The sequence below is a fragment of the Cryobacterium sp. HLT2-28 genome (genome assembly GCF_004402495.1).
Lineage (GTDB): Bacteria > Actinomycetota > Actinomycetes > Actinomycetales > Microbacteriaceae > Cryobacterium > Cryobacterium mannosilyticum.
The window spans coordinates 49,740-71,877 of the sequence record NZ_SOFH01000027.1 but is presented as its reverse complement, the minus strand read 5'-3'; the positions used below and the strand labels follow the sequence as shown (position 1 = coordinate 71,877).

Genomic DNA, 22,138 nt, shown 5'->3' with positions numbered 1-22,138 from the left:
GGGGCACCCACCGGTAACGGTGGATGCCCCTCCCAGGTCGTGCTGCGGCTACCGCTGCCTAGCTGTCCGCGAGGTCGCGAACGGCCGCATCGCCGGGGGCGGCGCTGGTGAAGCTGGCCTCGATCTCGGCGCGGCCGAGCAGCTCGTCCATGCGGCGGCGACGCTGCTTCGGGATGAGCGTCACGACGGTGCCGGACTTGCCGGCGCGGCCGGTGCGGCCCGAGCGGTGCAGGTATGTCTTGTACTCGTCGGGGGCGTCGGCCTGGATGACCAGGTCGATGTCGTCGACGTGGATGCCGCGGGCGGCGACATCCGTGGCGACCAGCACGTTGACGCGTCCGCTGGTCAGCATCTGCAGGTTGCGGGTGCGGCGGGCCTGGTTCAGGTCGCCGTGCAGGCTGGTCGCCTTCACGCCGGCGTCTTCGAGCTGCTCGGCGAGCTGCTCGGCGTAGGCACGGGTGCGGGAGAAGATCAGCGTCTTGCCCTGGCGGTCGACGAGCTGGCCGATGATGGCGCTCTTGTCACGGTGTTCGATCATGAGCACGCGGTGGTCGATGGTGGAGGAGGCCTGGTCTTCACCGGCAACCTCGTGCACGGCCGGGTTGGTCAGGAATTCCTTGACCAGCTGGGCGACGCCCTTGTCCAGGGTGGCCGAGAAGAGGAGCTTCTGGCCGCCCTTCTTGGTCAGGCGCAGGATGCGCTGAACCGGCTCGAGGAAGCCCAGGTCGCACATGTAGTCGGCCTCGTCGAGGACGGTGACGACAACCTCGGACAGGTCGAGGCGACCCTGCTCGATGAGGTCTTCGATGCGGCCGGCGGTGCCGATGATGATGTCCACGCCGCGCTGCAGGGCGCTGACCTGGCGGTACTGCGGAACGCCGCCGTAGATCTGGGTGGTGAAGAGGCCGACGCTGCGGGCGATGGGCTGGATGGTTCGGTCGATCTGCAGGGCCAGCTCACGGGTCGGAGCCAGGATGAGCGCGCGGGGCTTGCGAGCCATCTTGCGGTCCTTGGCGCCGTTGTTCTCGAGCAGCTTCTCCACGAGCGGAGCACCGAAGGCAATGGTCTTGCCGGAACCGGTCTTGCCGCGGCCGAGCACGTCGCGGCCGGCGAGGACATCCGGGATGGTCGCGGCCTGGATCGGGAACGGGGTAGCGGCGCCGAGGGTGGCCAGCTCGCGAACGATGTTCTCGCCGAGGCCCAGATCGCCGAAGGTCACCCCGACGACTTCAGCCGCCGTGGTCGCGATGGCTTCGAGGCGCTCCAGAACCACGTCGTCACCGGCGGCGAAGTGCGCCTTGGTGTCGCGGCTCGGGTAGAAGTTGCTGGAGTGGCCACCGTCGTCGTGCGAACGGTTCGGGCGGTCGGAGTGCGAGCGCTCGGGGCGGTCCCCGTAGGAGGGACGCTCGGTGCGGGCCGGACGGTCGCCGTAGGACGGACGATCGGAGTTGGAACGTGCCGGACGGTCACCGTAGGACGGACGATCGGAGTTCGAGCGGGCCGGACGGTCACCGTAGGACGGACGATCGGAGTTCGAGCGGGCCGGACGGTCGCCATAGGAGGGACGGTCGCTGTTGTACGCGGGGCGGTCCGTGCGGGGAGCGCGGTCGCCGTAGGACGGGCGGTCGTTGTTGTAGGCGGGGCGGTCGGTGCGCGGAGCACGGTCGCCGTAGGCCGGACGGTCCGTGCGGGGACGGTCGTTGTTGTAGGCGGGCCGGTCCGTGCGCGGAGCACGGTCGCCGTAGGCCGGACGGTCCGTGCGGGGACGGTCATTGTTGTAGGCGGGGCGGTCCGTGCGCGGAGCACGGTCGCCGTAAGCCGGACGGTCCGTGCGGGGACGGTCGCTGTTGTAGGCGGGCCGATCGGTGCGCGGAGCACGGTCGTTGTAGGACGGACGCTCGGTGTTGCTGTGCGTCGGGCGATCCGTGCGCGGGGCGCCGTTGTACGACGGGCGGTCGTTGTTGTAGGCGGGACGGTCCGTGCGGGGACGGTCGTTGTTGTACGCCGGACGGTCGGTGCGGTTCGGGCGGTCACCGTAGGCGGGACGTTCCGAGCGCTGGCCGTAGGCCGGGCGGTCGTTGCCGTAGGCGGGACGGTCGTTGGCCGGGCGGCCGGCGGCGCGGTCCGCGCGCTCTCCGGCATTCCAGCGGGCCTTCTTCGGCGCCGCGGCGTCGTCGTGGTGGCCGCGGTGTCCGGGGCTCTTGCTGCCCGGGGCGCTGCCGCCGCGTGCGGGTCCGCCCTTGGCGGAGTACTTGGGATCGTAATTCTTATTCGAACGGCCGACGGCCGGATTCTTGCTATTAGGCATAGAAAAGTTCCTGGGTTGTGTTGAGTACATGGCAGAACGACGACGCACATGCGCGACGCAACCTGAGAACCCGGGCAGTCTATGGCCGGGGCCGTTCACATACAGTGATTTTTCACCAGCGGATTACTGGGAAACCGGCCCATCCTGACTTACAAACCCATCCGCGCACACGTAAAAATTGCGCGGTGTCAAGAGCCGACTTACCTACGTTACCCGATCGATGCTCTTAAGTCACGGAGTGCTTTCTCCGTCTAGTCTGATTCCATGCTGACGACCATCGCGATCGAGTCGCCGAGGCAGCCCGGGATCGCCGCCCTGCTCCGCCAGAGCGCCGAGTACGCGCAGTCCCTCTACCCGCCCGAAAGCAACTTCCTGCTCGGCGTCGACGAGCTCGAACTGCCCGGCGTGACCTTCTACGCGGCGCGGGACGCATCCGGCCTGGCGCTGGGCATCGCCGCGCTCGTGAGCCAGGGCGACGGCACTGCCGAGCTGAAACGGATGTTCGTGCTCCCTGACGCGCGCGGCCGCGGCGTCGCCGGCCGCCTGCTCGCCCGGGCCGAAGCGGATGCCCTGGCCGCCGGCATCCGTCAGGTCGTGCTGGAGACCGGACCGCAGAGCGACGCCGCCCTGGCGTTCTACCGACAGTGCGGCTACCGGGAGATCGCCCCGTTCGGACAGTACGTGGGTGAGGAGTTCAGCGTCTGCTTCGCGAAAGACCTCACCGGCCCCGGAACCTCGGCGGCCGGCCCGAGCCGCGGGGCGGACTCCCCGTGACACGGTCGGTCGCACGTCCGGCGCGCACCGCCATTTCCTGGCTGGGCACGAGCGCCACCAGCCCCAAGCTTGTGCAGGCGCTGAAGGCCGCGGTCGCCGTGGCGATCGCCTGGTCGGTGGCGCCGCTCCTGCCGGGCGTCGCCGAGGGGTACCCCTACTACGCACCGCTGGGCGCGCTCGTGAGCATGTACCCCACGCTGATGAGCTCGGTGAGGAACGCCCTGCAGACCCTGGGCGGGCTGGTGGTCGGCATCCTCCTGGCGGCCGCGGTGCTCATCTTCAGCGAACCCAACGTGTTCACGATCTCGCTCGCGGTCGGCATCGGCGCCGTGATCGCGGCCACCGGCTGGTTCGGCGCGAACCGGGAGTACATCCCGGTGACGGCCCTGTTCGTGCTCATCATCGGCGGCCCGAACGCCGACGGTTACTCGATCGGGTACCTCGAGCAGATGAGTCTCGGGATCGTGATCGGGCTCGCCGTCAACCTCCTGGTGCTGCCGCCGCTGGCCTTCGACGCGGTCGGCCTGCAGCTGAAGCGATTCCGCACGAGCCTGGCCGACCATCTCACCGAGATCTCCCAGGCGCTGACCGAGGCCTGGCCTCCCGAGCGCGACGGCTGGGCCACCCGCAACCGGGCGCTCGTGGAGCTCGGCCGCGAGGTCAGGACCGCGCTGCAGCACGCCGACGACAGTCGGAAGGGCAATCCGCGGGCGCGCTTCCACCGCCGCGACCTTTCCGCGGACTACGACGACCTGTCCGCCTTCGAGACGGTCACCTTCCACGTGCGCGACCTGACGGATGTCCTGGCCGGCGCCGTCTGGGGAACACCCGTCCCCCTCGAACTCCGCCCGGAGCTCCGGCCCGCCGTGAGCGCCACCCTGGCCGCGGTCGCCGCAGCGCTGACGGAGTGGGACCCGGACGCCCCCGAACAGGCGGCGATCACCGAGGCGGATGCCGCAGTCAAGGCGCTGATGGCCGAGCTCGACGAGCGCAGGGACACCGCCCCGATCACGTCGATGGCGGTGGCCTCCTCCATCGCGATGGACGTCAAGCGCATCCTGGCCGCCCTCCGCCCGCGCCTCGAAGGCCCCGAAGAACCCGAAGAACCTTTCGATGCCCCGGCAGAACCACCGGTGCGCCCGCCGTCCTCATCCTGAACGGCGGGCGCGCGGGGGCGCCGCTCGTCACCCCCGAACGGGATTCGCCGCCCGGTGGAAGACGACCTATTCTCAAAGGCATACCCCCGCACTTCGGAGCACTCGTGAAAACCCGCCTTCCCCACACCCGATTCGCCACCCGGCGCGCCCGCCTGCTCACGGTCCTGACCGTCTTCGCCGTCGCCCTCGTCGGCACCGCCGGCCTGGCCGGGTTGCAGTCGGGCACGACAGTCCCCGACGCGACCATCGCCGCGTCGAAGGGCACCGCCGTCGGAGCGCCCAGCGCGTCGATGCTCGGCATCCGCACGTTCGCCAAGCCGGAGGGCGTGACGGTCACGGCCGACGTCGTCTACACGACCGAGGCCGACGGCACCCCGCTCGCCCTCGACGTGTGCTCCCCTGCAGGATCGACCCCCGGCACCCCCGGCGCCGCGGCGCTGCCCGCAGTCGTGTCCATCCACGGCGGCAGCTGGACTCGCGGCGACAAGGCCAACGACGACTGGCGCGGGGTCTGCGAATGGCTCGCCTCGGAGGGGTTCGTCGCGTACTCGGTCGACTACCGGCTCGCGCCCGCCTCGGTGTTCCCCGCCGCGATCGACGACCTCGCCACGGCCGTGGAATGGATCCGTCGGCCCGACAACGCGGCCCGGTTCGGCATCGACCCGGCCCGGATCGGCGCATTCGGCGGTTCGGCCGGCGCGAACCTCGCCCTGCTCCTCGGCACCCGAGGCTCGGGCCCGCTCACCGAGGGGTCACGCGTCGCCGCGGTCGCCGAACTCTCCGGTCCGACGGACCTGACCGGCCAGGCCCTCGCCACCGACGGAGCCTCGGAGCGGCTGCAGGACCTCGTGCTCCGGTACCTCGGCTGTTCGTCGCTCGCCGACTGCCCCCAGGCCGTCGCCGCATCGCCGGCCCGGCGACTCGACCGCACCGACCCGCCCGTCTTCATCGCCCAGTCCGACCACGAGTTCATCCCCCTCGCCCAGGCCACCCGGTTCAGCACGAACCTCGAACGCCTCGGCATCGACCACGAGCTGGTCGCGGTGCCCGGCGCGGTGCATTCGATCGGCATCCTCGACGAGGGCATCCGCGCACGGGTCGCCGCGTTCCTGCATGGGGCGCTCGGACACTGAGCCTCGATGCACCGGATGGGCGTAAGAATGGAGCATGTCGTCCGTCCGCGGCGATCGAAGTGGAGCCCCGCATGACTGAATCCGAGCTCATCAACCTGTGGGTCAAGACCCGCTGGCACATCATCGTGTCCCAGGTCGCCCCCACCTTCCTGCTCACGGCGCTGGTGGGCTTCCTGGTCCTGGGCCTGGCCACAGCCGACCCGAGCGTGCGGGTCGCGGCCGCCGGGGTGCTGCTGGCCTCCGGCATCCTCGGCGCGCTGGTGCAGATCAACGCCGCCAACGAGGCCCTGGCCGTCATCGCCGACCTGCGCGCCGTGGGCGGCATGTCGGCCGTCACCCGGCGCATCCTGTCGGCGGCACCCTGGGTGAACGTGGTGCGGTTCGTGACGCCGGCCGTGTTCGTCGTCGTCTACGTTGCCCTGCTGATCGCCCTGTTCGCCGGCTGAGGCAGCTTCGGGGGCGGATCGAGGCTCCGGGAGCGAGCACTCAGCCGGACGGACGCCCGCGGATGCGGCGGGAGAGTTCCGCGGCGGTGCCGGCCAGTTCCGCGGCGAGGGCCGGCCACTCCGCCGGCGCGATCCGTTCTCGGGGGAAGGTGACCGCGATCCCCGCGGCCGGCCAGCCGGCGTGGTCCCGCACCGCCACGGCCACGGATGCCATCCCCGCCGTGATCTCGCCGTCCTCCTGGGCGAACCCGTCGGCCCGCACCCGCTCCAGCAGCCGGCGCAGCTCACCGGAGGTGCGGGGACCCTGCCCGTCGCGGGCGGCGAACGCCGCCGCGTTGGGATACAGCGCGCGCAGCTGGGCATTCGGCAGCGCCGCGAGAAGGGCGCGCCCGCTCGCGGTGAGGTGGCTGGGCAGGCGCACGCCGACATCCGTCACGAGCGAGGGCCGGCGCGGCGCCCGCTCCTCGATCAGGTAGACCACGTCCCGGCCGTGCAGCACGACGAGGTGCGCGCTCTCGCCGATCCGGTCCACGAGCGCGGCGATCAGCGGGCGGCCGAGGTGGGAGAGCGGCTGCTGCCGGGAGAAGCCGGAACTCAGCTCGAAGGCGGCGACGCCCAGCCCGTAGCGGCGCTCCTCCGGCAGGTGGAGCACGAAGCCCCGGTCGGCGAGCACGGCCAGGAGGTCGTAGACGGTCGACCGCGGCAGGCCGAGCGCCGTGGCGATCGCCGAAGCCGGCACCGGACCGCGCTGCCCCGCCAGATGGGAGAGGATGCGCAGCGTGGCCTCCGCCGCCGGAACCTTCGAGCCGGCCATGCGACAACTTCCTCTCCATGTCCGGGATCCCGGACAGCAGCCAGTCTAAACGAGTGGTGGCATGGCCCGCACTGGTGTCCAATCGGAGTATGTCCCTCAGCCACGCAGCCCCCGCAGTCGTCAGCCCCGCATCCGACGGCCACGCAGCCCCCGCAGTCGTCAGCCCTGCGGTCGTCACCGTGGGCGCCGGCCCGGTGTCCTTCACCGACCTGGTCGCGGTCGCCCGACTGGACGCCCCGATCGTGCTCGACCCGGCCGCGCTGGACGGAGTCGCCGCGACCCGGCGGATCATCGACGGCCTGGCCGTCGACGTCAACCCGCACTACGGCATCTCCACCGGCTTCGGCGCCCTGGCGACCACCTTCATCACGAGCGATCGCCGCGCCCAGTTGCAGGCCAGCCTGGTGCGCTCGCACGCCGCCGGCAGCGGCCCCGAGGTGGAGCGCGAGGTGGTGCGCGCGCTCATGCTGCTGCGACTGTCCACCCTGATGACCGGCCGCACGGGCGTGCGCCCGGTCACCGCCGAGACCTACGCCGCCGTGCTCAATGCCGGGATCACGCCCGTCGTGCACGAATACGGGTCGCTCGGCTGCTCGGGCGACCTGGCCCCGCTCGCCCACTGCGCCCTCGCGGTGATGGGCGAGGGCCGGGTGCGTGACGCCTCCGGCACGCCGATGAGCGGCCAGGCTGCCCTCGCCGCGGCCGGCATCGCGCCCGTCGTTCTCGCCGAGAAGGAGGGCCTCGCCCTGATCAACGGCACCGACGGCATGCTCGGCATGCTGGTGCTCGCCCTGGCCGACCTGACTCGGTTGCTCACGACGGCCGACATCGCCGCCGCGATGAGCGTCGAGGCTCTGCTCGGCACGGATGCGACCTTCGCCGCCGACCTGCAGGCCCTCCGCCCCCAGCTCGGGCAGGCGGCGAGCGCGGGGAACCTGCGCGCGCTGCTGCACGGCTCCCCACTGCTCGCCAGCCACGCCGGCCCGGACGACCCCACCGTTCAGGACGCCTACTCGCTGCGCTGCTCCCCGCAGGTGCACGGCGCCGCCCGCGACACGGCCGACCACGCCGCGCTGATCGCCGGGCGCGAGCTGGCCAGCGCGGTCGACAACCCCGTCGTCACCCTCGACGGCCGGGTAGCGTCCAACGGCAACTTCCACGGCGCCCCGGTCGGTTACGTGCTCGACTTCCTCGCAATCGCCGCTGCCGACGTCGCCAGCATGAGCGAACGCCGCACCGACCGGCACCTCGACGCGAACCGCAACAAGGGGCTGCCGCCGTTCCTGGCGCACGAGGTCGGCGTCGACTCCGGCCTGATGATCGCGCAGTACACCGCCGCCGGGATCGTCTCCGAGCTCAAACGGCTGGCGGTGCCGGCATCCGTCGACTCGATCCCGTCGTCGGCGATGCAGGAGGACCACGTGTCGATGGGCTGGGCCGCGGCCCGCAAGCTGCGCCACTCGATCGATGGCCTGCAGCGGGTGCTCGCGATCGAGATCATGACCGCCGCGCGCTCCCTCGACCTGCGCGCCCCGGTGCGGCCGGGCGCCGCGACCGGAGCCGTGCGCGACCTGGTGCGCACCGTGGCAGAGGGCCCCGGCCACGACCGCTTTCTCTCCCCCGAGATCGAGGCGGTCGTGGCCCTGGTGGCATCCGGCGCGGTGATGGATGCCGCGGCCTCCGTCGCCGGGCCCCTCCGCTGAGTCCAGCGGGCGGAAATAGGCACGACTGCACCAGAACGGACCCTCCGCTAGTCCCTGAACGGGGGCGGGCGGGCGCGTGGACCGCACCGCGAACCGGGCGCATAATGAAGCTCACCACCGGCCGCCCGGCCCCGAATCCGGGCGCGCCGGAGAAACCCAGTGACGTGAACCGCGCCACCGACTCCCCGCCCAAGGAGTGACATGATCCGGATCCTCATCGTCGACGATCACAATACTTTCGCAGAGCTCCTGGCCGAGGCTCTCGATCGCGAAGCGGACCTGTGCACGGTCGGTTTGGCGAACAACGGCCGCCGGGCGATCGAGCTGTGCGACACGCTGCGGCCGGACCTCGTCGTGTTGGACTACCACCTGCCGGACGAAAGCGGCCTGAGCGTCGCCGCCCTGATCCTGGCCCAGGCTCCCGCCACCCGGATCGTGATGCTCACGGGTGATCCCACCCCGGAAGTCCTCGAACGGGCGGCCTCGATCGGGGTGTGCGCGTTCCTGCCGAAGGACGGGTCACTGATCGGAATGCTGGACACCTTGCGCCACGCCAGGGTCGGCGGATTCATGGTGCACCCGTCGCTGGTCGCGCAACTGAGTGCGCAGTGGCGTCTGCACGAGTACAACCCCGCCGTGCAAGCCCTCACCCGGCGCGAGCTCGAGGTGCTGCACCTGATGGCCCGGGGAAACGACGTGCGGGCCAATGCCCTGACCCTCGGGATCTCCGAGAACACCTGCCGTGGCTACGTGAAGTCCATCCTCGCGAAGCTCGAGGTGCATTCCCAACTCGAGGCGGTCGTGAGCGCCACTCGGCTCGGCCTGGTCGGGGTGAACGAACGTGTCTGAGCCGACGGCGCCGGGGAATGTCTAGGCCGACGACCCTGGCTGCCGACCCATCGCTCCTGGGCGACGGGAGGTCAACCGAGCGCTCCGAGGTGCGCGCGGAGGTCACCCGCTTCCTGCTACTCGGACTCCTCACCCTGGTGGCGATCTCCGTGCCGGTGGCGCTCTGGATCCGTGGCCAGGCGGAGCGCCACATCCTCGCGTCCGCCACCGAGCACACCCAGGAGCTCGCCGACCGCACGGTCGCCCCTCTCATCACGGAGCAGCTCCGCGCCGGCGAACCCGCCGCCCTGCGCATTCTCACCCGCACGCTCGCACCCTGGCTGGCCGAGGGCTACATCGTGCGGGTGAAGGTGTGGGACCCGAACGGGCGGATCATCTACTCCGACCTGCCGTCGCTGATCGGACGCAGCTTCCCGCTTCCCCGCTGGAGCACCGACCTGCTGGCCGGGGGTGCGGAGCGAGCGTCGTTCGGCACCCAGCGCGAGGCCGACAACGAGCAGGACTACGCCCTGGGCGAGTTGGTGGAGATCAATGTACGCTCGGCGGATGCCGCAGGCCGGCCGATCATGTTCGAGGCCTACTTCGATGATGAGGCAGTGCGGGAGGAGCAACTGGCTCTGACCGAGGAGATCACCCCGGTCTTCGCAGTGTCGCTGCTCGCGCTACAGCTCGCACAGCTCCTGCCCGCGACCAGGCTGGCCCGACGCATCCAGGCCGACCAGGCATCCCGTCGGCGGCTGCTGCAGCACGCCATCGCGGCCTCGGATTACGAACGAAGGCGGATCGCCCGCGAACTGCACGATGAGGTCATCCAGGACCTGGCCGGTCTCTCCTACGCCTTCGCGGCGGAAGAAACGCACGGGCCGCCGGGAGAACGCCCACTCTTCGGCCGCGCCCGCTCGATCCTGCAGCGCAACCTCGGCACCCTCCGCGGAATGACGACCGAGCTGTATCCGCCCGACTTCGCGCTGCTGGGCCTGACCAAGGCCCTGCTCGGACTCACCGCGCCTCTCGCCGGCCAGGAAATCGAGGCCATCGTCTCGCTGCCCGAACGGATCGAACTCGACCGGGACCGGGCCGCGATGCTGTACCGCGTGGCCAGGGAGGCCCTCGCCAACACGGTCAAGCACGCCGGCGCCTGCGTGGTCGAGCTCGCGCTCGTGCAGAACAAGGATCGCACCACGCTGACGGTGCGCGACAACGGGCGCGGCTTCGATCCGGACAGCCCATCGCCCGACGGTCATCTGGGCCTCCGGATCATGCGGGACACCGTGCGGGTGGTCGGTGGTGACCTTGTCATCACCTCTCGGATGGGCGAGGGCACCACCGTCGTGGCCACCCTCCCGCGGGTCTAGCCGTGCCGGCCCTGACGATGCCGCAGATCGGCCGAATCCGCGACCCCCGAATTTTGGGGAGCCGGGCATCCCTCACCTGCGGCTTACTCACGATCGACATGGTCGGCAGTCTGGAAGCCAATCCGCTATTGGAGGCCGTCATGGAAAGAACACATGGCTCATCCGGGCCAACATTCGAAACACCTCCCGGCCGCGTCACCATCCAGATCCTCGGCAACCTGCGAGTCTGCCGGGGCGGCGCCGTCCTCGGCGCCCATCACCTTGGCGGACCCAAGCCCCGGCAGATCCTCGAAATCCTGCTGCTCCAGTTGGGGACCCCGGTATCCAAGGAGCACCTGATCGATCTCCTCTGGGGCGGCAACCCGCCCGTTGAAGCGCAGCCCACCCTGGAAAGCTACGTCTGCGTGTTGCGCCGGAACCTGCAGCCGGGCGCCGGCAAGCGCGGTCCACTGCAGACGGTCAACGGCGGCTACGTCATGGACAAGGCCCTGGTCGACCTTGACCTTGATCGGTTCGACACGCTGCTCCGCCTCGCCCAGCATTCCGGAGCCGCGGATGCCCTTCCGTTGCTGAGCGAGGCCCTCGGCCTGGCGGTCGGGCCGCTGCTCGGCAGCGAACTGCTGCCCGCCTGGGCTGCCGATGAACGTTCCCGCCACGCTGCCCGGGTCACCGAAGCGAGGATCCTCGCCGCGGAGTCCGCCTCTGCCCTCTTCCGGCCGGGGGAAGCGGTGGGCTGGGCCGGCCAGGCCGCCGACGGCGACCCGCTGAACGAGCGCGCCTGGACCGCCCTGATCCTGGGAATGGAGCTGGCCGGCCGGCCGGCCGACGGCCTGGCGGCATTCGACCGATTCCGCCGGATTTTGGACCGAGAATTGGGCTGCGCGCCCGGTCCCGACCTCCGCCATGCCCAGGTCAGGATGCTGCACGCCACCGCCGACGGTGAGCTTTCCGACGTCCTCTCCGCGCTGATCCTGCTGCACGATCGGCTCCACCGCGCCGGAGCGCCGAATGGGACTGTGGCGTCGCCGGCGTCGCTCGCCCCCGAATCACTCCGGGAGGCCGGCCTGGTGATCGATTCGTTCCTGCGTCGCGCCCTCGTGGCGGTCTGAGATGGCCTCCCCGGCGCCCCAGCCCGCACCTCCCGGCCCGCGCAACCGGATGCTTGTGCCCCCCGCCCGCGCGTGTAATGATGGCCGGACGCTGACCCGTTCCATCTGGCTGTCCATTACCCGAACATGGATTGCATAGGCTCATGAGCTCACTACGAAGTGTTCGTCGAACCAGTCGCCCCGGAAACCCGCATCGGTCCCGGCGATTGGCGCTCCCGCTTGCGTCGATCGTGATCGTCGCGCTGGCGATCGTGGGCGTACCGACGTCGGCGCACGCCGATGATGGGCAAACCGTGGTCGCGGTGGAGGTCCCCGCCCCCCTTCCGGCCTCGGATCCCGCACCGGCACCCGCACCAGCACCCGCGCCCGAGCCCGCCCCGGCACCGGCACCCGCCCCCGCACCCGCCCCCGCACCGGCGCCAGCGCCAGCGCCAGCGCCCGAACCTGCGCCCGCGCCAATTCCCGCACCCGCCCCTGCGCCCGCCCCCACGCCGACTCCCGTCGTGACGACTCCGGATCCTGCGCCCGACCCCACCCCCACGCCCGACCCCACCCCGTCACCGACACCGACACCGGACCCCACGCCCGACCCCGACCCCACACCGACACCGGCGCCCACCCCCACACCCGACCCCACACCGACACCGGACCCCACCCCCACTGCCACGCCCACCCCGACGCCGGCGCCGACGCCGACGCCGACGGTCGCGGCTCCGGAGCCTCCACAGGTCTTCGGCCCAACGGCACCGAAGGTGTCCACCGCCGCACGGCAAGCCGCCGCCGCCGCGGCCGCTAACGCAGCCCGCGCCGCCCGGGCCGGGACTGAACGAGCCTCCGCGGCAGCCTTCGCCGCCGCCTCCGCACGCCACGCCGCCTCCGCACGCCACGCCGCCGCCGTCGCAACGGCCCAGGCCCAGCTGGGCGCTGCACGGACCATCCTGGGTAAGGCGAATCTCGCCTACGCCTCAGCCAAGGCCGACTACGAGGCCGCCGCCAGCCGGGCCGACCTCGTGCACGCGCTGAGGGAGAAGGCGGTCACCACGGCCGACGCGTCCCGCCGGGTGCTGGCGATGCTCGTCCGGGGGCTGATGCAGCAATCCGGCACGGCCACCGTCGACGTGCTGTTCGACGACACGACCGGACGCGATCTGCTCTTCCAGCTCGGCACGCTCGACGCCCTGTCCAGGCTCACCGCGAACCTGGACGAGGTGCGCGCGCGGGTCGCCGCCGACACCGAGCGCGAGCAATCGCTCGAGAAACAGGATGACGCGGCCCAGGCCGTGATGGCTGCGGTCCCGGTCGCCGACACCCTCGCTGTCGTCCAGGTCGCGCAGGCCGACGTCGACGCGGCATCCGCCGACCTCGCCGCCCTCGCCCTGACCACCCCGGCCGCCGCCGTGGTGAGCGAGCTGAGACCGCTCCCGGCGATTCCGCCGGTTGCCGACACCGGGCGTCTCAGCGACCAAGGGTGGGCCAGGCCGGCCGCCGGGCGCATCACCGACTCATTCGGACCGCGTCTCGTGCACCCGGTGCCCGGGGTGAGCGACTTCCACCGCGGCACCGACATCGGCGCCGGCTGCGACGCGGCCATCTACGCGGCGACCGACGGCATCGTCGAGTCCGCCGGCGCGCTGGGCACCTACGGCAACTGGATCCTGCTCGACCACGGCAACGGCATCGAGACCGGCTACGCACACATCGCCGCCGGGGAGATCCTGGTCGGTGTCGGCGATCGGGTGAGTGCCGGCCAGGTGATCGCCGGGGTGGGCAGCACCGGCGCCTCGACCGGCTGCCACCTGCACTTCGAGGTCAGGATCGACGGGACCGCCGTCGACGCCGTGCCGTTCATGGCCCAGCGCGGCGTGAACGTCGGCAACTGACCGACCGACCGCAGCCGGCGCCGGTCAGGCGGGCGTGATCACGATGGCCACCGACTCCGTCGCGGAACCGCTCAGCCTCCGAGCACTGCGGATCGCCCGGTAGGCCAGACCGTACTTGCCCAGCAACGCCGCCTCGAGCGCGGCGATCGTGGCCTCATCGGCGCGAACCTCCGCCTGCGCAGTGACGGTCACCGCGGCGTCCGTCACGACCCCGCGCGCATTGCACGCCGCGAGCTCGATCCGGGCGGTATGCCGCAGCCGCTTGACCTTGGCCGAGGAGGATGCCGTCGTCACCAGCAACCGGTCGGCATCGACAGCCACCCAGACCGGCGTCTTCACAGGGTCTCCGGTCTTGCGGAATGTGGTCAGGAGCACGAACTTCTCGGCCCCGAGGGCGAGCAGAGCCTCAGTCGTCATGACTGATTATCCCGCCCACGGCTGGGACCGCGATCGGAACGCAGCCATTCTCCGGCCACCCTCCGGTCGATGAGTATTGCCAGCCAGTGGCATTCGTGTTTTACTGAATGGAATAATTAAGGCAAGGGAGCAACATGGCCGAGTCGTCCACCCGCACCGTGGAGCGCGCGCTCGACCTGCTCGCCGTGATCTGCGACGGAGACGGGCTGACCCTCTCGGAGAGCTCGCGCGCCGTCGACCTCTCCCCCAGCACCGCCCTTCGTCTGCTGCGCACCCTCGAGACGCGCGGCTTCGTGCGCCGCGGCGACGACGGAAGCTACGGGCCGGGCAGCCGGATCATCCAACTCGGGGCACAGTCGCTGAGCAGCGAGTCGCTGGTGACCCTGTCCAGGCAGGCGATGGAAGACCTCGTCGCCCTGACCGGCGAGTCCGCGTATCTCAGCGTGGAGGGCCACGACCGTTCGAGCCTCTACATCGCCATCGCCCCGGGCACCCACTCTGTGCGGCACGCCAACTGGGTCGGCCGCACCGTGCCGCTCGAACGGTCCGCGGTCGGCCAGGTGCTCACCGGCCACACCCCGGCGGTCGGGTACGTCGTCGTCGAGCGCGGCGTCGAAACGGATGTCACGGCCATCGCCGCCCCGATCCGCTCCGAGCAGCGGGTCGTGGCCGCCCTCAGCCTCGTCATCCCGAGCTACCGGGTCACCCCGGCCGACCTCGACCGATACGGTCCCCTGCTCGTGCGCGCCGCAGGCACCGTGTCGGCCGGGCTCGGCAAGACCGCCCCGGCCCCGCCTGAACCCCGCGAGCACGCCTGAGCCCGACCACGACTGGCCGGCCCGGTCCGCCGAGTCGCCGACCGTCACCCATCCAGAACAGCCACGAGCCAGAGGAACCAGTCATGAACGAATCCCGTCCCGTCCGCGCCGCGCGCGGCACCACCCTCACCGCCAAGAGCTGGCAGACCGAGGGCCCGCTCCGGATGCTCATGAACAACCTCGACCCCGAGGTCGCCGAGCATCCCGAGAACCTCGTCGTCTACGGCGGCACGGGCAAGGCCGCCCGCAACTGGGAGGCCTACGACGCGATCGTGCGCACCCTGACGACCCTGGAGAAGGACGAGACCCTGCTGGTGCAGTCCGGCAAGCCGGTCGGCGTGTTCCGCACCAACGAGTGGGCGCCGCGGGTGCTGATCGCCAACTCCAACCTCGTCGGCGACTGGGCCACCTGGCCGGAGTTCCGCCGCCTCGAGGCGCTCGGCCTGACCATGTACGGCCAGATGACGGCCGGCTCGTGGATCTACATCGGCACCCAGGGCATCCTGCAGGGCACCTATGAGACCTTCGCCGCGGTCGCCGCCAAGCTCGCCGCCCGTCGGGGCGGGCTTGACGAGCACGGTGGCGGCACCCTGGCCGGCACCCTCACCCTCACCGGCGGGGCCGGTGGCATGGGCGGCGCGCAGCCGCTCGCCGTCACCATGAACGACGGCGTCGTGCTGATCGTCGACGTCGACGAGACCCGGCTGCGGCGCCGGGTCGACCACGGCTACCTCGACTGCCTCACGACCGACCTCGACGATGCCGTCGAACGCGTGCTCGCGGCGAAGGCCGAGAAGCGCGCCCTCTCGGTGGGCCTGGTCGGCAACGCCGCGACCGTGTTCGCCGAGCTGCTCGCCCGCAGGGTGCCGATCGACATCGTCACCGACCAGACCAGCGCGCACGACCCGCTGTCCTACCTGCCGGAGGGCGTGACCGTGGCCGAATGGCACGCCTACGCCGCGGCGAAGCCGGAGGAGTTCACCCTGCGCGCCCGCGCCGCGATGAGCAAGCAGGTCACGGCGATGGCCCGATTCCAGGATGCCGGCGCCGAGGTCTTCGACTACGGCAACTCCATCCGCGCCGAGGCGCAGCTGGGCGGCTGCGAGCGCGCGTTCGAGTTCCCCGGGTTCGTGCCCGCCTACATCCGCCCGCTCTTCGCCGAGGGCAAGGGACCGTTCCGCTGGGTGGCGCTCTCCGGCGACCCGGCGGACATCGCGGCCACCGACAAGGCCATCCTCGAGCTGTTCCCGGAGGACGAGCACCTCCGCCGGTGGATCACCAAGGCCCAGGACCTGGTGCACTTCGAGGGCCTGCCGGCCCGGATCTGCTGGCTCGGCTACAAGGAACGCCACCTGGCCGGCCTGAAGTTCAACGAGATGGTCGCCTCCGGCGAACTCTCCGCGCCGATCGTGATCGGCCGCGACCACCTCGACTCCGGCTCGGTCGCCTCGCCCTACCGGGAGACGGAGGCGATGTTGGACGGCTCGGACGCGATCGCGGACTGGCCGCTGCTGAACGCCCTGCTGAACACCGCGTCGGGCGCCACCTGGGTCTCGATCCACCACGGCGGCGGCGTCGGGATCGGCCGCAGCATCCACGCCGGCCAGGTCATCGTCGCCGACGGCACCCCGCTCGCCGCCGAGAAGATCGAGCGGGTGCTCACCAACGACCCGGGCACCGGTGTGATGCGACACGTCGACGCCGGCTACGAGCGCGCCGAAGAGGTGGCCCGCGAGCGCGGCCTGCGCGTGCCGATGTGGGAGTCCGAGTGAGCGAATTCCTCGCGCATGGGATGCTCGCCGGGCTCGACGAGATCGCTGGAACCGGCCGGGACGCCCAGCGTGGCGGCTACTCCCGGCACGTCTGGCAGGCCGCCGACCTCGAGCTGCGCGCCTGGTTCATCGAACGCGCTGAGCGCATCGGGCTCGCGGTCGAGACCGACCGCAACGGCAACATCTGGGCTTGGTGGGGCGAGCCCGGGCCGGATGCCGTCGTCACCGGCAGCCACCTCGACTCCGTGCCCGGCGGCGGCGCCTTCGACGGCCCGCTCGGCGTCGTGTCGTCGCTCGACGCCATCGCCCGACTGCAGGCGAGCGGCTTCGTGCCGTCGCGGGCCTGCGCCATCCTCGTCTTCGCGGAGGAGGAGGGGTCCCGCTTCGGCATCGCCTGCCTCGGCTCGAGGTTGATGACCGGTGCGCTGCACGCGGACCGGGCCAGGGCCCTCGTCGACCCCGACGGCATCACGCTGGCCGACGCCGCGGCCCGCGCCGGACTCGATCCCGCCCGTCTCGGCACCGACCGGGAATCGCTGGAGCGAATCGGACTGTTCGTCGAGCTGCACGTCGAGCAGGGCCGCGGCCTGATCGACCTCGGCGGGCCGGTGGCTGTGGCTTCCTCGATCCTCGCCCACGGGCGCTGGCGCCTCACCGTGACCGGCCAGGGCAACCACGCCGGCGCCACCCTGATGGCCGACCGCCGTGACCCGATGGTGGCCGCAGCCCGCGCCGTGCTCGCCGTGCAGGACACGGCCGCGGCCCGCCCGGGCACCCGGGCCACCGTCGGCCGGATGAACATCGTGCCCGGCGGCACGAACGTGATCCCGTCGAGCGTGCAGGCCTGGCTCGACGCCAGGGCGGAGACCGACGAGGAGACCCGCGCCCTGCTGGGAGAGATCACCGCGGCGGTCGAGGCCGTCGTGGCCGAGAACGGATGCTCCGTCTCGGTCGTGGAGGAATCCTGGGCCGATGCGGTGCACTTCGACCCGGAACTCCGGGACCGGTTCAGCGCCGTTCTCGGTGACGTGCCGGCGCTTGCGACCGGAGCCGGTCATGACTCCGGGGTGCTCACGGCCAGCGTGCCCAGCGCCATGCTCTTCGTGCGCAATCCCACCGGAATCTCGCACTCTCCCGAGGAATTCGCCTCGGCCGACGACTGCGTGGCCGGGGTCGAGGCTTTGGAGAAGCTGCTGAGGACCCTGCTGTGAGCGCCGCCGAGACGCCCGACCCGACGGCGACAACCCCGTCGAGCTCAGTGGCCGAATGCGCCTACTGGTGCGAGACCCTGCTCATCGACGGCGAGTCGATCGCCGGCGTTCGCGTCGAGGTGGGCGAGGACGGACGCATCGCCGGCCTCACGCCCGGCTGCGCACCGAGGCCGCGGGACGTGCGCCTCGGCACCGTGCTGCCCGGAATGGCCAACGCGCACTCCCACGCTTTCCATCGCGCATTGCGCGGCCGCACCCACGGCGCCGGCGGCGACTTCTGGCAGTGGCGCGAGGCGATGTACCTCGCGGCCGGTCGGCTCAACCCCGACCGGTACTACGCCCTCGCCCGTGCCGTGTTCGCGGAGATGCTGGTCAGCGGGTGGACGGCCGTCGGTGAGTTCCACTACGTGCACCACCGCCCGGACGGCTCGCGGTACCCGCGCGAACACGCGATGGAACTCGCGCTGGCCGCAGCGGCCCGCGATGTGGGCATCCGTCTCGTGCTCCTCGACACGCTCTACCTGACCGGCGGCATCGGGTGGCCGCTCGCTCCGGAGCAGCGAGCCTTCGATGACCGTTCGGCGGCGGGCTGGCTGGAACGCTGGCGCTCCCTGCAGGACGCCCTCGGCACGGATCCGGATTGCCGGGTCAGCCTCGGCGCCGCGATTCACTCCGTGCGCGCCGTGCCCACGGCCGCCATGCGGGAGGTGCTCGCGGGGCTGCCTTCCACCGCGCCCCTGCACATCCACCTCTCCGAGCAGCCGCAGGAGAATGCGGACTGCCTGGCGGAATACGGCCTGACGCCGACCGGCGTGCTCGCCGACCTCGGAGCGCTCTCGCCGCGCCTGAGCGTCGTGCACGCCACCCACCTCACCAACGCCGACATCGCGCTGATCGGAAGCGCCGGCGCGACCGTCGTCATGTGCCCGACGACGGAGGCCGACCTCGGCGACGGGATCGGCCCGGCCAGGCGGCTCGCCGACGCCGGCGCGAGCATCGCCCTCGGCTCCGACCAGAACGCCGTCGTCGACCCCCTGCTCGAGATGCGCGGGCTCGAGGCCGGCGAACGACTGGCCTCCGGGGAACGCGGACGCTTCGCCCCGTCCGCTCTGCTGCGCGCCGCCTCGGCCAACGGCTATGCCTCGCTCGGTCTCGGCGACGACGGACTCCGCCCCGGCGCCCTTTGCGACCTCGTCGAGGTGTCGATGGAGAGCGTGCGCACCGTCGGGTCGGTGCCCGCCCAGGTGCCACTCACCGCCACCGCATCCGACGTGCTCCGGGTCATCGTGCACGGCGTGATCGTCGCCGATTCCGGTCGTCTGGTCTGCGCGAACGGCGGCGCGGCCGACCGACTGCCCCAGACGTTGCTGCGCGACGCCCTGGCCGTGCTCGACAAGACCCCGCCTACCCGCCACGACCCGTCGGGAGACCGCGCATGACAGGCCAGCAGACCAGCCCGCAGACCACTGAACTGATCATCGGCATCGCCGAGCTGACCAGCCAGGCCGACGACGGAGAACGCCTGCGGGGTGCCGCCCTGGTGATCGAGAACGGCCGCATCGCCTGGCTCGGACCGGCCTCCAAGGCTCCCGCCGCCGACACCCGCACGGATGTCGCCGGTCGCGCCGTGCTTCCCGGCTGGGTCGACACGCACACCCACCTCATCTTCGCCGGCGACCGGGCCGCGGAGTTCGAGGCCCGGATGGCCGGGCAGCGCTACGCGGCCGGCGGCATCAATACCACCGTTGCCGCGACCCGGGCGGCCACCGAGGAGCAGCTCGTCGCGGGTGCCGCCCGGCTGCGGCGGGAGGCCGAGGCCCAGGGCACCACGTTCCTCGAGACCAAGACCGGCTACGGCCTCGATCTGGCGAGCGAGGCGCGGTCGGCGCGCGCCGCGTCGTCCGTGGCCGACGTGGTCACCTTCCTCGGCGCCCACCTCGTGCCGGCGGGGATGGACCGGCGCGACTACCTCGACCTTGTCACCGGGCCGATGCTCGCCGCGGTGGCCCCGCACGCCGACTACATCGACGCGTTCTGCGAGGTCGGCGCGTTCGACGTGGAGGAGAGCCGCGAGGTGCTGCTCGCCGGCCGCGCGGCCGGGCTCGGCGTGCGCGTGCATGGAAACCAGCTCGGCTTCAGCGGCGGGGTGCGGCTCGCGGTCGAACTCGGCGCGGCCAGCGTCGACCACTGCAATCACCTGGAGGAGCGCGACATCGAGGCCCTCGCGGGGTCGGCGACCGTGGCGACGCTGCTGCCGGCCTGCGACCTGTCGACCCGGGAGCCGTTCCCGCCGGCCCGGCGGCTGGTCGACGCGGGGGCGCGGATCGCCCTGGCCACGAACTGCAATCCGGGCACCTCGTACACGACGTCGATGCCGTTCTGCGTGGCGACGGCCGTGCTGCAGATGGGGCTGACCATCGAGGAGGCCGTCTGGGCGGCGACCCGCGGCGCCGCAACGGCGGTCGGCCGCGAGCACGGACCCGACGCGGTCGGGTCGCTTCGGGTGGGCGGGTGGGCCGACCTGCAGGTGCTCGACGCGCCATCCGTCGCCCATCTGGCCTATCGGCCGGGGGTGCCCCTCACCGCCGCGGTCTGGCGCCGGGGCGTGCGGAGCCGGCGCGGCGGCGGTCTCGATGCCTGATATGGGCAGGATGCCTCGGGCGGTCCCGATGCCTCAGGTGGGCAGGATGCCTCAGGCGGGCTGGATGCCTGAGGTGGGCCGGATGCCTGACGGCGGCCCGGTCCTGCTGCCGGCCGCCGGCCGGGTGCGCACCGCGTGGCGGAATGGCGGGGGCACGACCGCCGAGGTTATCGTTCGGGGCGACAGCCGGAATCCGGGCGCGGAAACCGGTTTCGACTGGCGGGTCAGCATCGCGACGGTCGAGTGCGACGGGGACTTCTCTCCCTATCCGGGCGTGGACCGGTGGCTGATGCCGCTGTCCGCCGGCGGGCTGCGGCTCGTCGAGGAAGGGGAGCTCGTGCCGGTCGGGCTGCACGAGGTGCGCGCCTTCCCCGGCGAACGGGCCGTTTCGGCGGTCGGCGTCACCGAACCGACCCTCGACCTGAACCTGATGGTGCGCCGGGGCGAAACGACCGGAGCGCTGTGCGCAGCGGAGGTGGCCGGGCGCGCCGAGCTGGCGACCGCCGCCGGCGAGCAACTCGTGATCCTCGTTCTCAGCGGTGTTATCGACGCCGCCCTCGACACCGCTCCCGAGGGCACTCCCCCGGGCGCCCGGTCCAGCCGCACGCTCGCCCGTCACGACGCCGTGTTCCTCGGTGCCGGCAGGCAGCTCACCCTGCACGGGGTCGGGCGGATCGCGGTGGCCCGGATCGCGACGGTGCCCGGCGACGACCCGGTGCCCGCCTGACCGATCTGAGTTGTCACTCCGCTGTGTGGTCACGCCACTGTGTCGTCAAAGCAGGCAGACCCCGGCAACCGCGCTGCCGTCGACGAGCTGGAGCCGAAGGTACGCCGGGAGCGGCGATTGCGCGAGCCGAGTCGGCCCGGTAGATGATCAGCCGGCGACGTTCGATGGTCGCGGCCAGGGTGGGCAGCGAGATCCCCACGGCGTGACCTCGGCCGCGGCTGGCCGGACCGACGTCTCTGCGCCCGGGCGCAGGCCGCGCAGCAGCATCTGCTCTGGGCAGACGGTGGAGAGGAAATCCCCGACCGACAGGGCGAGCCTGTCCCCGACGAAGGAGTACAGGATGCGGTTCGAATCGCGGCGCTCGGTGACGAGCCCGGTGGCACGGAGCACGGAGCACGCAGCACGCAGCACGGAGCGACCCTCTCCGATCGCACCCGATCGCCCCTAGTCTGGGCGGATGCCTTCCGAACTCCGTACCGACCGGCTCCTGCTCCGCCGGTGGCGTGAGTCCGATCGGGAACCCTTCGCCGCCATGGGGGCCGATCCGGCCGTGATGCGTTACTTCCCCGCGACGCTGACCCGGGCCGAAAGCGACCCTCTTGCGGCCCGCGCCGATGCCCTCTTCGATCAACACGGCTACGGGCTGTGGGCCCTCGAAAATGCCTCCTCGGGAACGTTCCTCGGTTTCACCGGACTGGCGCCGATGCCCGTCGGCATCCCGGGTTCCGGCGGGGTCGAGGTCGGCTGGCGCCTGGCCCGGGACTTCTGGGGCCAGGGTTACGCGACCGAGGCTGCCCGCGCGGCGCTGGGGTTCGCCTTCGGGGAGCTGGCGCTTTCCGAGGTCCACTCCATCACCGCCGTGATCAACCTCCCGTCCCGTGCCGTGATGGAACGACTGGGGATGACCTTCGTCGACGAGTTCGAGCATCCGCGCGTCGCCCTCAGCTCCCCACTTCGCCCCCACGTGCGGTATCGAATCATGCCTGCCGCCGGTGTTTGAGCCTGTCGAAATCGCCGTCGGCTC

General features: G+C 71.6%; 20 protein-coding genes. 16 read left to right on the top strand and 4 right to left on the bottom strand.

The features are described 5' to 3' along the window. Positions 1-58 precede the first annotated feature (58 nt). Positions 59-2,308: a DEAD/DEAH box helicase gene (locus E3O48_RS14635; RefSeq protein WP_134539890.1), complete on the bottom strand. Its 2,250-nt coding sequence runs from the start codon at positions 2,306-2,308 to the stop codon at positions 59-61. A 264-nt stretch (positions 2,309-2,572) separates the two neighbouring features. Here E3O48_RS14635 and E3O48_RS14630 point away from each other — a divergent pair, with 264 nt between their 5' ends. From E3O48_RS14630 to E3O48_RS14615, 4 genes are all read left to right on the top strand, one after another. Then, positions 2,573-3,082: a GNAT family N-acetyltransferase gene (locus E3O48_RS14630; RefSeq protein WP_134539888.1), complete on the top strand. Its 510-nt coding sequence runs from the start codon at positions 2,573-2,575 to the stop codon at positions 3,080-3,082. Beyond that, positions 3,079-4,239, top strand: coding sequence for an aromatic acid exporter family protein (locus E3O48_RS14625; protein ID WP_241982559.1), 1,161 nt, complete (start codon positions 3,079-3,081; stop codon positions 4,237-4,239). The genes E3O48_RS14630 and E3O48_RS14625 overlap by 4 nt, the downstream gene beginning before the upstream one ends. 104 nt (positions 4,240-4,343) lie before the next feature. After that, positions 4,344-5,372, top strand: coding sequence for an alpha/beta hydrolase (locus E3O48_RS14620; protein ID WP_134539886.1), 1,029 nt, complete (start codon positions 4,344-4,346; stop codon positions 5,370-5,372). Between the two features lie 71 nt (positions 5,373-5,443). Continuing rightward, positions 5,444-5,818, top strand: a complete 375-nt coding sequence (locus tag E3O48_RS14615; RefSeq protein WP_134539884.1) for a hypothetical protein — start codon at positions 5,444-5,446, stop codon at positions 5,816-5,818. Positions 5,819-5,858: 40 nt separating this feature from the next. Here the strand turns inward: E3O48_RS14615 and E3O48_RS14610 are convergent, their stop codons facing one another. Next, complete coding sequence (locus E3O48_RS14610) at positions 5,859-6,632, bottom strand: IclR family transcriptional regulator (RefSeq protein WP_134539882.1); 774 nt, start codon at positions 6,630-6,632, stop codon at positions 5,859-5,861. An 89-nt stretch (positions 6,633-6,721) separates the two neighbouring features. Here E3O48_RS14610 and hutH point away from each other — a divergent pair, with 89 nt between their 5' ends. From hutH to E3O48_RS18090, 5 genes are all read left to right on the top strand, one after another. After that, positions 6,722-8,335 (top strand): histidine ammonia-lyase, encoded by a 1,614-nt coding sequence (gene hutH, locus E3O48_RS14605; protein WP_134539880.1) that lies wholly within the window; start codon positions 6,722-6,724, stop codon positions 8,333-8,335. A gap of 201 nt (positions 8,336-8,536) precedes the next feature. Continuing rightward, the gene (locus E3O48_RS14600; RefSeq protein ID WP_134539878.1) at positions 8,537-9,184 is read left to right on the top strand and encodes a response regulator transcription factor; all 648 of its coding nucleotides are present in this window, start codon (positions 8,537-8,539) and stop codon (positions 9,182-9,184) included. A gap of 17 nt (positions 9,185-9,201) precedes the next feature. Beyond that, on the top strand, positions 9,202-10,539 hold the full coding sequence (locus E3O48_RS14595; RefSeq protein WP_134539876.1) for a sensor histidine kinase: 1,338 nt from the start codon (positions 9,202-9,204) through the stop codon (positions 10,537-10,539). A gap of 140 nt (positions 10,540-10,679) precedes the next feature. Next, complete coding sequence (locus tag E3O48_RS14590; protein WP_134539874.1) at positions 10,680-11,648, top strand: BTAD domain-containing putative transcriptional regulator; 969 nt, start codon at positions 10,680-10,682, stop codon at positions 11,646-11,648. A 503-nt stretch (positions 11,649-12,151) separates the two neighbouring features. Beyond that, entirely contained in the window at positions 12,152-13,528 is a 1,377-nt protein-coding gene (locus E3O48_RS18090) for a M23 family metallopeptidase (protein ID WP_241982558.1), read from the top strand. A gap of 24 nt (positions 13,529-13,552) precedes the next feature. Here E3O48_RS18090 and E3O48_RS14580 read toward each other — a convergent pair whose 3' ends face one another. After that, on the bottom strand, positions 13,553-13,945 hold the full coding sequence (locus tag E3O48_RS14580) for a PPOX class F420-dependent oxidoreductase (RefSeq protein ID WP_134539870.1): 393 nt from the start codon (positions 13,943-13,945) through the stop codon (positions 13,553-13,555). A gap of 134 nt (positions 13,946-14,079) precedes the next feature. Between E3O48_RS14580 and E3O48_RS14575 the strand changes: the two genes are divergently transcribed. The 6 genes from E3O48_RS14575 (at position 14,080) to E3O48_RS14550 (ending at position 21,114) form a co-directional block, all read left to right on the top strand. Continuing rightward, positions 14,080-14,763, top strand: a complete 684-nt coding sequence (locus tag E3O48_RS14575) for an IclR family transcriptional regulator (RefSeq protein ID WP_134509312.1) — start codon at positions 14,080-14,082, stop codon at positions 14,761-14,763. A gap of 83 nt (positions 14,764-14,846) precedes the next feature. Then, complete coding sequence (gene hutU / locus E3O48_RS14570) at positions 14,847-16,535, top strand: urocanate hydratase (protein WP_134539868.1); 1,689 nt, start codon at positions 14,847-14,849, stop codon at positions 16,533-16,535. Positions 16,536-16,555: 20 nt separating this feature from the next. After that, positions 16,556-17,746 carry an allantoate amidohydrolase gene (locus tag E3O48_RS14565; RefSeq protein ID WP_134539984.1) on the top strand — a complete coding sequence of 397 codons (1,191 nt, stop codon included), beginning with the start codon at positions 16,556-16,558 and terminating at the stop codon, positions 17,744-17,746. After that, positions 17,743-19,185 (top strand): formimidoylglutamate deiminase, encoded by a 1,443-nt coding sequence (locus tag E3O48_RS14560; RefSeq protein ID WP_241982557.1) that lies wholly within the window; start codon positions 17,743-17,745, stop codon positions 19,183-19,185. The genes E3O48_RS14565 and E3O48_RS14560 overlap by 4 nt, the downstream gene beginning before the upstream one ends. Then, positions 19,182-20,387, top strand: a complete 1,206-nt coding sequence (hutI, locus tag E3O48_RS14555; protein WP_134539866.1) for an imidazolonepropionase — start codon at positions 19,182-19,184, stop codon at positions 20,385-20,387. Before E3O48_RS14560 ends, hutI begins: the two co-directional genes overlap by 4 nt. Positions 20,388-20,451: 64 nt before the next feature. Next, positions 20,452-21,114 (top strand): HutD family protein, encoded by a 663-nt coding sequence (locus E3O48_RS14550; protein WP_166788712.1) that lies wholly within the window; start codon positions 20,452-20,454, stop codon positions 21,112-21,114. A gap of 147 nt (positions 21,115-21,261) precedes the next feature. Here the strand turns inward: E3O48_RS14550 and E3O48_RS18085 are convergent, their stop codons facing one another. Then, positions 21,262-21,525 (bottom strand): hypothetical protein, encoded by a 264-nt coding sequence (locus E3O48_RS18085; protein WP_241982556.1) that lies wholly within the window; start codon positions 21,523-21,525, stop codon positions 21,262-21,264. 46 nt (positions 21,526-21,571) lie between these two features. Between E3O48_RS18085 and E3O48_RS14540 the strand changes: the two genes are divergently transcribed. Next, positions 21,572-22,114: a GNAT family N-acetyltransferase gene (locus E3O48_RS14540; protein ID WP_134539863.1), complete on the top strand. Its 543-nt coding sequence runs from the start codon at positions 21,572-21,574 to the stop codon at positions 22,112-22,114. The last annotated feature ends 24 nt before the right edge of the window (positions 22,115-22,138 follow it).

Bases quoted from the DNA above. Each gene is read 5' to 3' on its own strand.
- E3O48_RS14635 (WP_134539890.1), bottom strand. From the start codon at position 2,308: ATGCCTAATAGCAAGAATCCGGCCGTCGGCCGTTCGAATAAGAATTAC.
- E3O48_RS14550 (WP_166788712.1), top strand. From the start codon at position 20,452: ATGCCTGAGGTGGGCCGGATGCCTGACGGCGGCCCGGTCCTGCTGCCG.
- E3O48_RS14575 (WP_134509312.1), top strand. From the start codon at position 14,080: ATGGCCGAGTCGTCCACCCGCACCGTGGAGCGCGCGCTCGACCTGCTC.
- E3O48_RS14615 (WP_134539884.1), top strand. From the start codon at position 5,444: ATGACTGAATCCGAGCTCATCAACCTGTGGGTCAAGACCCGCTGGCAC.
- E3O48_RS14630 (WP_134539888.1), top strand. From the start codon at position 2,573: ATGCTGACGACCATCGCGATCGAGTCGCCGAGGCAGCCCGGGATCGCC.
- E3O48_RS14540 (WP_134539863.1), top strand. From the start codon at position 21,572: ATGCCTTCCGAACTCCGTACCGACCGGCTCCTGCTCCGCCGGTGGCGT.
- hutI (WP_134539866.1), top strand. From the start codon at position 19,182: ATGACAGGCCAGCAGACCAGCCCGCAGACCACTGAACTGATCATCGGC.
- E3O48_RS14590 (WP_134539874.1), top strand. From the start codon at position 10,680: ATGGAAAGAACACATGGCTCATCCGGGCCAACATTCGAAACACCTCCC.
- hutH (WP_134539880.1), top strand. From the start codon at position 6,722: ATGTCCCTCAGCCACGCAGCCCCCGCAGTCGTCAGCCCCGCATCCGAC.
- E3O48_RS14610 (WP_134539882.1), bottom strand. From the start codon at position 6,632: ATGGCCGGCTCGAAGGTTCCGGCGGCGGAGGCCACGCTGCGCATCCTC.
- E3O48_RS14595 (WP_134539876.1), top strand. From the start codon at position 9,202: ATGTCTAGGCCGACGACCCTGGCTGCCGACCCATCGCTCCTGGGCGAC.
- hutU (WP_134539868.1), top strand. From the start codon at position 14,847: ATGAACGAATCCCGTCCCGTCCGCGCCGCGCGCGGCACCACCCTCACC.
- E3O48_RS14580 (WP_134539870.1), bottom strand. From the start codon at position 13,945: ATGACGACTGAGGCTCTGCTCGCCCTCGGGGCCGAGAAGTTCGTGCTC.
- E3O48_RS14600 (WP_134539878.1), top strand. From the start codon at position 8,537: ATGATCCGGATCCTCATCGTCGACGATCACAATACTTTCGCAGAGCTC.
- E3O48_RS14565 (WP_134539984.1), top strand. From the start codon at position 16,556: ATGCTCGCCGGGCTCGACGAGATCGCTGGAACCGGCCGGGACGCCCAG.